The 14051-nt window shown below is 27.4% G+C and carries 21 protein-coding genes; all 21 read right to left on the bottom strand.

Going from position 1 to position 14051, the window contains the following annotated elements; all coding sequences use genetic code 11:
* Positions 1-206: 206 nt before the first annotated feature.
* The 21 genes from ABGT36_RS04820 to ABGT36_RS04720 all read right to left on the bottom strand — a co-directional run bounded on the left by ABGT36_RS04820 (position 207) and on the right by ABGT36_RS04720 (position 14048).
* The gene (locus tag ABGT36_RS04820; RefSeq protein ID WP_346677042.1) at positions 207-1208 is read right to left on the bottom strand and encodes a C45 family peptidase; all 1002 of its coding nucleotides are present in this window, start codon (positions 1206-1208) and stop codon (positions 207-209) included.
* A gap of 110 nt (positions 1209-1318) precedes the next feature.
* Entirely contained in the window at positions 1319-1819 is a 501-nt protein-coding gene (locus ABGT36_RS04815) for a GNAT family N-acetyltransferase (RefSeq protein WP_346677040.1), read from the bottom strand.
* Between the two features lie 100 nt (positions 1820-1919).
* Complete coding sequence (locus tag ABGT36_RS04810; protein ID WP_346677038.1) at positions 1920-2681, bottom strand: alpha/beta hydrolase; 762 nt, start codon at positions 2679-2681, stop codon at positions 1920-1922.
* Positions 2682-2847: 166 nt separating this feature from the next.
* Positions 2848-3039, bottom strand: a complete 192-nt coding sequence (locus ABGT36_RS04805; protein WP_087303414.1) for a hypothetical protein — start codon at positions 3037-3039, stop codon at positions 2848-2850.
* 30 nt (positions 3040-3069) lie between these two features.
* Positions 3070-3504, bottom strand: coding sequence for a DUF3592 domain-containing protein (locus tag ABGT36_RS04800; protein ID WP_346677036.1), 435 nt, complete (start codon positions 3502-3504; stop codon positions 3070-3072).
* 46 nt (positions 3505-3550) lie between these two features.
* Complete coding sequence (locus ABGT36_RS04795) at positions 3551-3964, bottom strand: DUF3788 domain-containing protein (protein ID WP_087374234.1); 414 nt, start codon at positions 3962-3964, stop codon at positions 3551-3553.
* A 53-nt stretch (positions 3965-4017) separates the two neighbouring features.
* Positions 4018-4473 carry a GyrI-like domain-containing protein gene (locus tag ABGT36_RS04790; protein ID WP_346677034.1) on the bottom strand — a complete coding sequence of 152 codons (456 nt, stop codon included), beginning with the start codon at positions 4471-4473 and terminating at the stop codon, positions 4018-4020.
* 19 nt (positions 4474-4492) lie between these two features.
* Positions 4493-4942: a GNAT family N-acetyltransferase gene (locus tag ABGT36_RS04785; RefSeq protein WP_087374238.1), complete on the bottom strand. Its 450-nt coding sequence runs from the start codon at positions 4940-4942 to the stop codon at positions 4493-4495.
* A 33-nt stretch (positions 4943-4975) separates the two neighbouring features.
* On the bottom strand, positions 4976-5374 hold the full coding sequence (locus tag ABGT36_RS04780) for an SRPBCC family protein (protein ID WP_087303422.1): 399 nt from the start codon (positions 5372-5374) through the stop codon (positions 4976-4978).
* A gap of 253 nt (positions 5375-5627) precedes the next feature.
* Positions 5628-6155, bottom strand: a complete 528-nt coding sequence (locus tag ABGT36_RS04775; RefSeq protein ID WP_296884184.1) for a flavodoxin domain-containing protein — start codon at positions 6153-6155, stop codon at positions 5628-5630.
* Between the two features lie 127 nt (positions 6156-6282).
* On the bottom strand, positions 6283-7323 hold the full coding sequence (locus ABGT36_RS04770) for a hypothetical protein (RefSeq protein ID WP_346677031.1): 1041 nt from the start codon (positions 7321-7323) through the stop codon (positions 6283-6285).
* A gap of 29 nt (positions 7324-7352) precedes the next feature.
* Positions 7353-8033 carry a dihydrofolate reductase family protein gene (locus ABGT36_RS04765; protein ID WP_346677029.1) on the bottom strand — a complete coding sequence of 227 codons (681 nt, stop codon included), beginning with the start codon at positions 8031-8033 and terminating at the stop codon, positions 7353-7355.
* A 210-nt stretch (positions 8034-8243) separates the two neighbouring features.
* Positions 8244-8633, bottom strand: a complete 390-nt coding sequence (locus ABGT36_RS04760; RefSeq protein ID WP_300628978.1) for an arsenate reductase ArsC — start codon at positions 8631-8633, stop codon at positions 8244-8246.
* A gap of 7 nt (positions 8634-8640) precedes the next feature.
* Complete coding sequence (locus ABGT36_RS04755; protein ID WP_087303271.1) at positions 8641-8979, bottom strand: thioredoxin family protein; 339 nt, start codon at positions 8977-8979, stop codon at positions 8641-8643.
* Between the two features lie 13 nt (positions 8980-8992).
* Positions 8993-9253, bottom strand: a complete 261-nt coding sequence (locus tag ABGT36_RS04750) for a hypothetical protein (RefSeq protein WP_087303269.1) — start codon at positions 9251-9253, stop codon at positions 8993-8995.
* A gap of 11 nt (positions 9254-9264) precedes the next feature.
* Positions 9265-10269: a permease gene (locus ABGT36_RS04745; protein ID WP_087303267.1), complete on the bottom strand. Its 1005-nt coding sequence runs from the start codon at positions 10267-10269 to the stop codon at positions 9265-9267.
* An 84-nt stretch (positions 10270-10353) separates the two neighbouring features.
* The gene (locus ABGT36_RS04740; protein WP_087374252.1) at positions 10354-10629 is read right to left on the bottom strand and encodes a helix-turn-helix transcriptional regulator; all 276 of its coding nucleotides are present in this window, start codon (positions 10627-10629) and stop codon (positions 10354-10356) included.
* A 176-nt stretch (positions 10630-10805) separates the two neighbouring features.
* Positions 10806-11315, bottom strand: coding sequence for a pyridoxamine 5'-phosphate oxidase family protein (locus ABGT36_RS04735; RefSeq protein WP_346677026.1), 510 nt, complete (start codon positions 11313-11315; stop codon positions 10806-10808).
* Positions 11291-12745 (bottom strand): 6-phospho-beta-glucosidase, encoded by a 1455-nt coding sequence (locus ABGT36_RS04730; RefSeq protein WP_346677024.1) that lies wholly within the window; start codon positions 12743-12745, stop codon positions 11291-11293. The genes ABGT36_RS04735 and ABGT36_RS04730 overlap by 25 nt, the downstream gene beginning before the upstream one ends.
* A 15-nt stretch (positions 12746-12760) precedes the next feature.
* The gene (locus ABGT36_RS04725; protein WP_087303259.1) at positions 12761-13000 is read right to left on the bottom strand and encodes a SemiSWEET transporter; all 240 of its coding nucleotides are present in this window, start codon (positions 12998-13000) and stop codon (positions 12761-12763) included.
* 214 nt (positions 13001-13214) lie between these two features.
* Entirely contained in the window at positions 13215-14048 is an 834-nt protein-coding gene (locus ABGT36_RS04720) for a MurR/RpiR family transcriptional regulator (protein ID WP_300628986.1), read from the bottom strand.
* Positions 14049-14051 lie beyond the last annotated feature (3 nt).

Genomic DNA, 14051 nt, shown 5'->3' with positions numbered 1-14051 from the left:
TAAATTCAATCAAGTATCTTTAATCCCCATTTATTATATCTGTGACTTATTTAATATTAATTTTTTCTTCTTATCTATATTATATCAAAATAAAAATAGTAAAATTCTTTATTTTACTCAAATGTAATAAAATATATTTATACGTTATTTTTTATTAAAATATACAAAAGAAGGTAGAAAATAAAAATCATTTTCTACCTAAAAACTTAATATGAAAATTTAAATCGAGTATCTTCTTTATACTTTTTTCTAGATGGATTACCCTCAACTCGATAAATCTTTTTATTTGATAAATCATATCCAACTGACCAAACAGTATCAGCTCCAGTTTTGCGATCATATTGACACATAAAACCATACTTTCCTGATAATATATCAAGAATTGTTTCTTTTGATATATTATTGTTGTTTAATGCATTTAAAGCAACATGATAACGTTCTAACGAATGCCAATTATCTATTTGATAATCAGTATATTTACTCATATTAATTGAGTTAAAATGATTTGTTGTTACAACATACCCTTTTTTATCAGGATAAATAATACTAATATCTTTACTATTACATTCCACAACAGCAATTTCACCACTAGCATCAGCTAGTGTAATAGTCTGGCTTGAAGCAATTGGAATAGTTTGTAAAACTTTTATTGCTTGAAAAACAGTTTTACACTTTTCTAACAAATAACGTACTAACATACCACCGTTAAATCCTGGTGCTATATCTAAAGAATAAACAAAGGTAAGGCCAATGGCTAAACCAAATTCGTTTACACCATCTTCCATTTCCACAAAAGCCGTAGTATTACCATTAAACGCATATCCATGATCTAATGAGTATAAACAATTCATATATAATTTTTCAATTTGAACTAAAAAATCACTATTATGTCCTAAAAATATATTTTTTTGATCACTATAAGCAATACAAGTACATTTATTGTTAAATTCAAAACAATACATACTTAATAAAAATGCTAACATATCTTGATAAGATGTTCCTTGCCCTTTAGCAATCCCTTTAATTTCTTCTAAAATTTCCGGATAATATTTTTGATAAATAGGAACACATTTTTTAGTAAACTCTTTTCGCTTTTTGGAAACAACAAAAGTGTCTTGTTTAGCGATAATAACATTATTTTTTTGTAATAAACTACCCCAATGAAAACCACAGTCATAGTGACTTCCCTTAAATTTGCAATGATACATTTGTAAATTACCTCCTCGATATTCGAGCAAGATCTTCCTCATTTACAATCTTAATTGAATAAAAATTTTAAGTCAACGAATTAAAATTTTATCCAATATTTATCATATTCTTATAGTTCTATTTCATAACCATGTTCATATAAAATTATTTCTTCATCAATAATTTCGCTATGAACACCTTCTTTTTTTACAAAACCATTTTTCAAATATAAGTTAATAGCTGGATAATTAAAATCAACTACTAAAAGTCGTAAATAGTTATAATTTAACTTTCGGGCAATTTCTTTAGCTTCATCTAATGTTTTACTGCCAATACCTTTTTGCATATATAAAACATTTACACCTAATCGTTGTATGTATAATGCTTTTGCTGCTGGTTCTTTCCATTGGATACTATCTATATTATCATCACATAAACAAAATGCTGAAACAATTACACTATCATCCTCTAAAACATAAAGCTGCTTATTTAAAATATCACTTTCAAAAAATATACTTGGATAAACATCATCCCATATTGTTATTTTGTTTTTGTTCATATTTTCAACTATATCTTTATACATAGTTTTAAGCTGTGGTAAATCTTGCTTATTAGCTAATCGTAATTTCATTATTCGCTCCTTATCTTTCTTATTAAAATCATAATAACTATAAGAATCCGTAATATTTCATACGGATTCTTTACTTTTAATTATAATTAAATATAAATGATTATTTATTCAAATCTAAAATAAAATCTTTTACTAAAACCGAAAATTTTTCAGCATTTGATAATATCGTCGGATGACCGCCTTTTTCAAATATATAAATTTTACCCTTGGCAACTATTTTACACATTTGCCTATATTCTTCATACATATCCTTTCGACACATCTGATCTTCATGACTACCTACAAAAAGTATTGGTGTCTTTAATAGAGCTAAATCTTTTATAAACAATGGTCTTTTGCTTTGAGCACAATTAACTAATGCCCTAGTATTGGCATCAATTACTTTCTCCCAATCTTCTCCTTGGCACCATTTGTAAAATTCTCTTGCACTCTTATCAGCTTTGGCTTTATTTCTTTCTGCAACTAACTCTTTTGCAAAGTTTTTATGTAAAGTTCGCCCATCAAAACTATCTACAATTATTTTATTTGTTAAATCTGGTCTTTTTAAAGCAACATTAATAGCAGTCCATGCACCACCACTACATCCTATAATATTTACTTTTTCTAAATTAAGATATTCTATTAATTTAATCACTTGATCTGCCTGATAAATCCAATGATTTTCTGGAAAACGTTCAATACGTTGTGATTTTCCATTACCTAAAAAATCTAATAAAATAACTTTAAAATTACAATCATATAAAGAAATTAAATATTGAAACATTTTTGAAGACGCACTATCTCCATGTAACATAATCAAAGGAACACCTTGACCATAAATCTTATAATATATCTTTTTTGAATAATAATTAAAATATGCCATATATAAGCCTCCTAATCTTGTCATATTATGATTAGCAAGGCGTAATAGCAATTATACACCTTGCTATTACAAATAATTGAAAATACCCATTACCAGTTCCTCCTTTTTCTAATAATTTACTATCAATAAATTGTTCACTATTAATGATTAAAAATTAGAATTTTTATTATTTTCGTTTTCCAAAATATTCTACTAAATTAGATATGCAAGAAATTATCCAGAATATTGCAATTATAATTAAAACAATTCTCCATCCTTTAGAAACTTCGGCAACAAAAATAAAAGTGTACAAAGCAAATATACTTAGTAGCAAACAGATTATCGTTGTAATTACTTTTATTTTCGTACGCTTATCCATAATTAAACACCTCAACAAACTCTCTTTTATCTATCTAAGCCATACAGCAATTCCAACAAACAAACCACATAATACAGCTACACTTCCTAAAATCAAACAGGCTAGAGAAGAAACTATGTCTTCTTTATAACCATCTATATAGCTATACTTTGGATAATTTTTATCATACCAGATTTTTATCTGGTCGCCACTTTTATATTGACAATGTGTTGTTCCAAAGTTGATTTCAATTCTTATAACCTCATTATCAACTACATATTCATAAGTTGGAAAATAAGCACGGCGTCTTTGCGTGTTCATTGAACTAATACTTATGATTTTCCCATATGTTTGTGATAAACATCTGCGTTTTTTATCTCTTTTACTTTTAAAATAAAAATATCCTTGCCTTGCAAAAATGCCACCTATTAAACAAAACATTAATGGAAAAATGATTCCAAACATAAATTTTTCAAACAAACTCATACAATGTCCTCTTCATTAAACTCCAATTTAGCCGAATATAGAATTATTATTTTTTATTCGGTTTTCTTTTAATAGCCAACAGTTTAATATAATCATCAAATTCAGTCGTATCAATAGGTTCAAACATGACCCATTTTCCATCACGATATATTTTAGCCTCATCATATTGTTTACAGATAGAACCAGAAAGAGTATCTCTGATATCTTCAAATTTTGCTCTTTCATCTTTTCCAAAGATAATCATGAAACCAATACAGCTACTTTTAGCATACAGACAACAAAGTGTTTTACCACCTCTTCGATATTTGTACTCATAAGTCCATTTCTTACCACCATTATTCCATATTCGATCCATTTCATATTTTTTATCGATCGTCATACATAACTGTTGCCAAATTTCATACAATGATCGTCCAAGCAATTCAATCATGGATGATTCCGTTGGTATCTTTTCAAGCATAATCTCTTCACCCTTTATTCTAATTTATATAACCTTAAGTATATTAAAATTTGTTAAAGTTCTCTTATTGGAAAATACAGATAGTCTTTTCCTGTTGCTGGGTCAGTATAATCGTGAACTGCTCCAACTAGAGCAATACCCTTTTCATTTATTTTTCTAATGGTTTCTTCAAAAACTCCTTCATGATTTTCAACAACTATATATTCATAGCCTGGTATTGTCCATTTTGTCCAGCCATCAGGTGCTTTTGCATCATCAAAACATTCTACTCCTGCTAGATACAGCCCTTTACTAAAATCATCTTCCCATGGTTTAAAAGAGCGGGAAATATCAGACATGGCACCCCATATACCTACAAGTTTTCCATTTACATCTTTCTTTGCTAGATGCGCTATTTCATTAAAATGACTATTTGCATCATTCCATAATTTTTGGATAAATCCTTTACCATCTAATGTTGAACCCTCTTTTCCAATGACAACAAATTTTTTCTTTATCACCTGAACCATTGTATATCTCCCAAAATCATTATTTATCAACTTTTTTCATATATAATAACGGATATGGATTTCCTTGTTCGTCCAATTCTGTTCGTTTATAAACCTCAAAGCCCATATGTTCATAAAATCCTTTTGCACGAGGATTCTGTTCATTTACAGTTAATTCATTGATTGAATAATTTTCAATACCATATTGTAGTAATTGTTTCCCAATTCCTTGTCCTCTATATTTATCTAAAACAAATAACATTTCCAGCCTTTTATCGTCAACACCCATAAAACCAACTGGATTTCCATTTTTATTTTCTGCAATTACTAAAATTGAAACATCTTTTATAGCTTGAGGAACATATTGTTTAATATTATTTATCTCATCAACTGATAAAAATAAATGCGTTGCTTTAACAGAACTTTCCCATACATCTAATAATTTTTGTACTAATATAGAATCACGTTTGTTTATTTGAACTATTTTCAATTTACATTTACCTCCAAAATTTATAACTTTAATCTATTGTTCCAAAAAATCCTTCAAGTCTTTAACAAATTGGATCTGTTGTTTCTTTAAATAAGATTTAACAAAAGGTTTCATAAACCATTTTTTAGCAATTACATGCTCTGTAAAGTCTATTTCAGTTTGATTTCCATTAGAAGTAAAAGTACCAATCCAATGTCCATTCATATTACTATTATCCATATCAAATTCCCAACGTTTATATGGTTTTACTACAGTAACAGTAAACGTAGTAGCATAATTTTCATTAGTATATTCAATAAATTGTTTTTCACTAATGATTTCCGTTTTACTTAAATCACTGCGCCATGTATTATATTTATCAACATTTAAAACAACTTCCCAAACTTTATAAATATCACTATTAATAACTTCTTTTATATTAGAAACTGTCATTTTTATCCTTCCTTTCAAATTAGGATCGTTATCTATATCCTTGAAAAAAGTTCAAAATTAAGGCAATAAACTATTATTCATTATTAAAAGCAAATGAACTGCTTGTAACATCAATATTTTTATTGTCAACAAATTATTCTTCTTTATAATTCGTTGCCTCTATAAGATACAAAGTTTAGGTGTAGTAAATACTCTCATTCCATTATTTTGTAATATTTTTTCTCTAATACAAATTATAATTTATCTTTTACTTTTATATTTCATTAATTATTTTATCTAAACTAGAAAAATCTACAAAATTAACTTTTTGGTTATAAGTTTCTATCATTGCTCTATCTTCAGCTGTTTGCTTTTCTTTTGGTAAATTCTTAACTGCATTATAAAGCAATTTCATCATAGTTTTATGTTTAAAGTTTAATTTTGAATAATCTATTCCGCCTCTTAAATGGAATATTTTTGCTTTTTCAAAAATTTCTTTTGATATCTGTTTTTTGATATTATTCCTGATATTATTTTTATTCACTTCATCCATTGGATCTGACAGACCAACTGTTACAATAATAATCTTTTTGTTTACGGTGTTATTCAATTTTTTTATCGTTTTTGACATTCCTAGTACTCCACCAGCATACAATCCACCTAAATAAATAATGTTATCATAATCATTTATTTCTTTTACATTTTTAAAAGAAATTGCTTCTATATTAGTCCTCCTTGAAAGTTCTTTGGCATATTGTTTGGTTGTTCCATAATGAGAACCATATATTATAATATTACTCATAACATCCTCCATTTTATATTTGCTTTTGGCAAACTATTTTATAGATTTTCTCTCCTTTAAATTTTTATTAAAAACTTATTTTTCTATTTTGATACATAAATAATAGCTAAGATTATTTCTAGTTTAATTATCTACATTTGTTATTCCATTTTGCCCTAACTAATCTTTTAGAAACATCTATTTCTTCTATATATTCATAATTTTTACACCATTTACAAAATATAGAATTTTTGTTTAATATCAATTTTGTTATAAATGAATTTGGTACAGCATTCCAACCATTTTGTGGTACTAATTTTATATAGATTTTATCTTGATCTCTATTGATTTCATATATTCCTTCTAAATATCCCATTTCTTTTTTAGGACAAATTTTAAATATTCCTTTTGTATCTTTGTTCATATCAAAGCATGGTGAAAAATTTATTTCTATTTTTCCATCTTCTAAATGAACTATTATCTTACTTAAAGAATTAGACTCTTCAAAAATATACTCTATATTTTTATCTATATAAGAATTATTATCTAAATCTACTTCTACAAAAGATAAAGAATCAGTATTAGCAAATTCCAATAATTCACACTGATTACTGTATCTTGCATAATACCTAAATTGCATGTTCATCGGCATAGAAAATTTATCTATTTTAATTTTTTTATCTTCAATTTTACATTTTATCTGCGTATATTTTTTTCTTATAAAATCAAAATTGTACATAAAAAATAAAGGTAAAAAATTCGGGTTTTTAGATCCATATCCTATAGGTGCTAATAAATTCATAGGTATAGATTTTTTACTTGAAAATTCTTTTATATAAAAATCTATTTTTCTATTTTCTAAATCTTTAAAACTAAATGATATACATTCGCAATTATTTTGTTTTTCTAAATATGCTTTTTTTATAGCTACTTGTACATGTCTATTTAATCCTTTTTCAGCAACATTAAACTTCTCATCTTCTTGAAACTGTAAAGAAATATCATCATAAACATCGACATAACTATCTTTTCTATATGCAACTATTCTATATCCATTACCATAAGGTTTCCCATCAATATATTGCAATTCAAAACCTTTATATATTTTTTCCGGTTTTTTCTCAAATGGAATAATTGCTAGCTTCTTTATCGGACTATAATTTACAATAAAAGGAATTATATTTTTCATATAAAATTTTCTCCACAAATCTAGATTTGTTAACTAATTACTTCATAGCGTAATCTAAGATATGAGTCTTCCAAAACCACACATTCTTGTAATTTCAATACCCCTAATTTTGATAATTCGCTTTCTGACAATAAAGATTTCCCATCAATTAAAGTTGATGTATCTTTACCTCCAATTAATATCGGTGCTACTACAATATCAATATAATCTATCAGCTTTTCATGAAGAAACAATCCATTTAATGTACCACCAGATTGAATTGTTATTCTCTTACAACCATATTCTGTTTTAAGTTTTGTAAGAACATCTTTCAATGATAATTTATTTTGATATATAATATGAAGATTATCTTCTTTAATTTTAAATGCTGGATGATTTTCATTAGATGTAACTAACACAAATTGTTTTGATAAAGCACAAAAGTAATGTATACCATGTTCGTTTAAATGGTTATTATCAATTAAAACAAAGGAAACAGGTGTTTTATTTGGCATATTAGCTGTATTAACACCGATTTTAGCTTGCACTCTTCCAGAATTAAGTGACCATAAGTCTGTCGTCTGCTCAATTTCATAGTATTGGTGTAATCCTTCTTTAACCCCTTTAATTTTAGGAAAATCCTTATCTACATCTAAATTATCTGATGCACCTGTACTAATCTTGCCATCAACAGACATTAACATAAATAATGTTGTAATTGCCCTGTCCATTTTAAACCTCCTTAAAAACATAATTTATCTATATTTTTGATTATATCATATCTTCTTGTAATTACTGAAATCATATTCATAAGTAATCTTGTAAAATGAAAAATTGTATTCGACTTCTAAATAGCTAAAATAGAAATTAATCTTCTAATAGCGTATTTCTTATTTATCGTACCTTTTCATATAATAAAAAAGGAACTTTTAAAAGCTCCTTTAATATTCTAAATCTTTTATTTTCCTTTCAATTTCTTTAATAATTCTAATAAATTCATCATCACTTTTACCAGTAGGATCATCTAAATTCCAATTATCATCGAAATTTTTACCAACATATGGACAATTAACATTACACCCCATAGAAATAGCTATATCTACTTGAGGGATGTCCTGGACTAATTTACTATACTGATCTTGTTCCATATCAATTTGATACATTGCTTTAATAAGTCTAACTGCATCCTGATTAATTTGTGGTTTTAATTCTGTTCCACATGAATAAAATTCATATCTATCATTCATAAATTTTTTTCCTAATGCTTCAGCTATCTGACTGCGACAGGAATTATGAACACAGACAAATGCAATTTTGAGTTTTCTTTTCATGTGCTAATTAACCTTCCATTTTTACTGATAAAATATGTTTCACTTCATCTACTGATAAAACTTTCCCAAAAGAAACAACTTCTCCATTTAATACTAATGCCGGTGTTGACATAACTCCATAAGATGCAATTTGTCCAAAGTCAGTAATATGCGTAATTGTTAAATTTAAATCCAGCTCAGCTACTGCCTTTTTTACCGATTCTTCTAATTTTTCACACTTTTTACATCCTGATCCTAAAATTTTAATCCCAGCTTCTTTTTTTAATTCCTCAGCTCTTTCAATATTTTCTTGATTAATTTGATGACAACAACATTCCTTTTTTTCTTTCTTTTTAAACAAATTCATATTAACGCTCCTTTTATTTTTCATACTCAAACTTTGATTCAACATTAAGAATATATTCATTTTCTTTGCTTTTTCTAACTCTCATCCATTTTTCATCTAGATATTCATTAATATATTCTATAATCTCATCAACAGGATATTCTTTACCATCCTGTCTAAGCTCTAAGCCGCAGCAAGTACATGATCCAATTGCATGAATAGAATATTCTATTCCTTTTTTCTTTAATAACTGATTGATATCTACTATCATATTAAAATTAACTACATTTGACATATGCTTTCCTCCTAATACAATAAAAATGAAAATATATTAAATAAATAACCAACAATAATAATTCCTAAAGTGCATATTGTAATAAATAATGCTAGTAATTTTGGCTTTACAGCTTTTTTTAACATGATAAGTGAAGGTAAACTTAATGTTGTTACTGCCATCATAAAGGCTAGTACAGTTCCAAGTAAAGCCCTCTTAGCTAGTAAAGCTTCAGCAACAGGAATAGTTCCAAAAATATCAGCATACATTGGAATTCCTACAATGGTTGCTAAAATAACTCCAAAAGGATTATTTCCACCTAATACATTTTCTATCCATATTTCTGGAATCCAGTTATGAATAATAGCTCCAATTCCTACACCTATCAAAATATATGGAAAAACTTTTTTAAATGTTTCTATAACCTGTTCTTTAGCATATTGTAGACGCTCTTTCTTACTTAGATCTGGCGAACTAATATCTACACTGCTAGATTTCATAATAAAATCTTCAACATATTTTTCCATATGCATCTTTTCAATAACTGTTCCACCAATAACTGCGATAATAAGTCCCACTATAACATAAGCAATAGCTATTTTTACTCCAAAAATACTCATCAACAAAACAAGGCTTCCTAAATCAACCATCGGAGATGAAATCAAAAATGAAAAAGTCACTCCTAAAGGTAATCCAGCACTAGTAAATCCAATAAATAGTGGTATAGATGAACACGAACAAAATGGTGTTACAGTACCCAATAAAGCAGAAATGATATTTGCTTTTATACCATGAAATCGACCTAAAATTTTCTTACTTCTTTCTGGTGGAAAATAGCTTTGAATATAAGAAATAATAAAGATTAGTACACATAACAATACTGTGATTTTAATAACATCATAGATAAAAAACTGAATGCTGGCTCCAATATTGGAATTAATATCTATACCAACAGAAGTTAACAATAGAGCAATAACTTCATTTAGCCAGTTCATTTTTAAAATTTGATTTTGAAAGAACAACCAGATTTCTTTCATAGTTCCTCCTTGTATCGATATATTTCGATTTATAGATTTGAATTTTTGCCACCATAAAGGTGGCTTTATAAAACGAAGAATAATTTACACTCGATAATCTTTTAAATACTGGATAACTTTTTCAATCCCATCACTTGATAAAGAATAATGTGACCACTTTCCATCTTTTCTAACATTAACAACTTTTGCATCTGTTAATATCTTCATATGATGTGATAAAGTAGACTGACTTACATCAAGAATTTCTAAAAGTTTACACGCACAATGTTCTCCATCTTTTAAAATATCTAGAATCTTCAAACGATTAGAATCACAAAATGCCTTAAAAACTTTTGCTTCCTGATCAAAATCTTTACCCATATAATCACCTCACATCTATATTCTTCGATATGATAATATCATACACATCGATAAACGTCAATATGAGTTTGAAATCATTTATATAATTTTTTATCAATAACTTTCAACCAAACTTATAATATCAAAATAAAAATGAGCAATTAAAAAACTGCTCATTAATTTATTACATAAATTCTTTATTCTAGTGTAATATTTCTTTTAGTCTTTTCTTCAGGATGAATATTATTTCTTCTTTTTCCTACCATATCTAATACTTTTAATCTAAATACAGTTGTTGCTTTCATAAGATTTGTATTAAATTTAAATTCCTCAGAATGATAATGTCTCATCAAAATTTTCAATGCTTTAAATTTATTGTCATCATCTACAAACTCTATTTCTCCATGACCAATTACACTAGCATATCCCATTGTACATGACATTCTTTCATCATAAAGAATAATGTTATGTTCACAATCCATTTCAAAAGTTACTTTATTATTTTGTCTAATCAAGTCCAATTTTTTTCCTTGATTAGCACAATGAAAGTATAAATATAACTGTTTTTCTTCCATATCAACACCAAAATTAAGTGGAACTATATATGGATAATCTTCATCGAATAGTGCTAAACGACATACATCACATTTATCAATAATATTCATAATTTCATTAAAATCTGTTATTTCTCTATCTTTTCTTCGCATAAAACCTCTCCATTTGATTCAATAACTTTTTTATACCATTCATAAGAATCTTTTTTACTTCTTTCTAGCGATCCGTTTCCTTCATTATCCCTATCGACATAAATAAATCCGTACCGTTTCTTCATTTCACCGGTTGTAAACGAAATACAATCAATACATCCCCATGGGGTATATCCTATTAAATCCACACCATCTTCTTCAACAGCTTTTTTCATTTCCTGAATATGTGCTCTTAAATAGTTAATGCGGTATCGATCTTGACAACTTCCATCATCTCCCTTGACATCAACTGCCCCAAATCCATTTTCAACAATAAAAAGGGGTTTTTCGTATCTTTCATAATAAATATTCATAGCATATCGTAATCCTTTTGGATCAATAGCCCATCCCCAATTTGTTACTTCTACATATGGATTATCTACACTATATTCACTAGAACCGTCTGTTGTATGACTAACATCTTTGTAAGAAGTTGAACTTACTGTATTAGACATATAATAACTAAAGCCAATAAAATCTACTGTTCCTTCTGCTAAGATTTTTTTATCTTCTTCAGTAATATCAATATTAAATCCTTTTCTTTCAAATAATTTCAATGCATAAGCTGGATAGTGACCACGACATTGTACATCGCTAAAAAAATAACGATCATGCATCATTTGAACAGACAACATCATATCTGATGGCCGACACGAATAAGGATAAATAGGCACTAATGAAATCATACATCCTATTTGAAAATCAGGATTAATTTCTTTACCCGCTTTAACTGCTAAAGCGCTAGCAACTAGTGTATGATGAGCACATTTATACATAGCTTCTTCTGGATTATCATAATCACCAAAATGAACACCGTTATTTGTCCAGCCATAAATATCGTTTTTATAATTCATTTGATTATTGATTTCATTGAAAGTCATCCAATACTTTACCTTATTTTTATATCTTTCAAAGCAGACTTTGGCAAATTTGACAAAGAAATTAATTGTCTTTCTATTCATGAATCCACCATATTCTTTTGCTAGATGATAGGGCATTTCAAAATGAGATAATGTAATAACTGGTTCAATTCCATATTTTAATAATTCATCAAAAACATTATCATAAAACTGCAATCCCTCTTCATTAGGTTCATCTTCGTCTCCTAATGGAAAAATACGTGTCCAGGCAATAGAAGTTCTAAAACATTTAAATCCCATATCTGCAAACATGGCAATATCTTCTTTATAACGATGATAGAAATCAATTCCAATATGATTTGGATAATATTTTCCTTCAATAATACCATCTGTAATTTCTCTAGGTATACCATGTGCCCCAGCTACCATTACATCAGCTACGCTTAATCCTTTTGATGTTTCTAACACACCACCTTCAAATTGATGAGCTGCTAAAGCTCCACCCCATAAAAAATCCTTGCTTAAAACCATCTTGTTCTCTCCCTTTTACTTATATTTTATTTTGTAAATTAATATAATGGACGCAAAAATAAATGTAATGGCATTTGCTCCTATTAAATTATAATCCTTGATATTCCACCCATGAATAACCCACAACAACACACCTATTACAAACATTGCATACATACCTAAAGATATTCCAGATGTATCTTTCGTTTTAATAACTTGATATGCCTGTGGTAAAAAAGATAATGTTGTAAGTACAGCTGCAATCGTTCCAAACATATTAATCCTCCTTCGAATACAATGAATTTTAGTTGATAAAACATTCCATCTTTTGTCTTTAAACTGATTACATGTATATCGTACTATAGTTTTAGATATGTTCAATAGATTACATTTATTGTGGAATATTGCTACAAAATTTATAATAAAACATAGTAACAAGATGTTACATTGTAACAAAAAATAGCCAAAAACATGCTTATATTAAATTTTATCACGTCTTTTTATCAAATAACGCACCATAAAGCTGATCCACTTCTTTAGCTTGCTGTAAATTTTCTGAAATTAATACACTATATATCAAGTCAAAAATATATTTTAAAGAAATATAAAAAACCATATCCTTTAAACTTTCAAACTCATCATGAATAACACCATACAATAAAACAGCTTGTTTTTTTGCAAGAAGATTTTTTTTATGACTTGTAATAATAATAAAAGGAATTTTTCTTTTAATCAAAATATCAGCAACATTTAAAAGATGCTCATCTTTACCATTTTTACTTATCATGATTACTGTATGATAATGATCCACATTCAAGCTCAACCATAGCTGCTTATCTCTATTTTGATAAACTGTTGTTATTTTCCCAGTGCTTAATAATAAATGACTTGCATATTCACCAATACATGCATTTGTATCATTAGCAATAATATCAATATATTTATTCTTTGAAATATAATCCATCACTTTTTTTAAAGTATCTATTGAAATCATATTCTTTGTCTGATTGATGATACCCACTTCAATTTCAGATAATTTATTCCTAATTGAAAATAAACTTTCATGAGATAAAATTTCCATATCTTTCAAATAATATTGACTTAAAAAAGAATGGATATTGATTTTAAAATCATTATAATTTATAAAGCCAAGTTTCTTTACAAAACGTACAACTGCAGTTGCACTAGTATATGTATTTTTAGCCAGTTGATGAGTAGATAAATGAATAACTTCTTCACTGTGATCTATAATATATTGAGCTAAATATAAATCATTATCATTGAGTTTATAATCATGTGCTATTTTTTCTAAAATCATACTCATAAA

It is taken from the genome of Erysipelatoclostridium sp. An173 (assembly GCF_963931465.1).
Classification (GTDB): domain Bacteria; phylum Bacillota_I; class Bacilli_A; order Erysipelotrichales; family Coprobacillaceae; genus Thomasclavelia; species Thomasclavelia merdavium.
The sequence above is the reverse complement of the archived record's forward strand: the minus strand, read 5'-3'. Positions and strand labels throughout refer to the sequence as shown.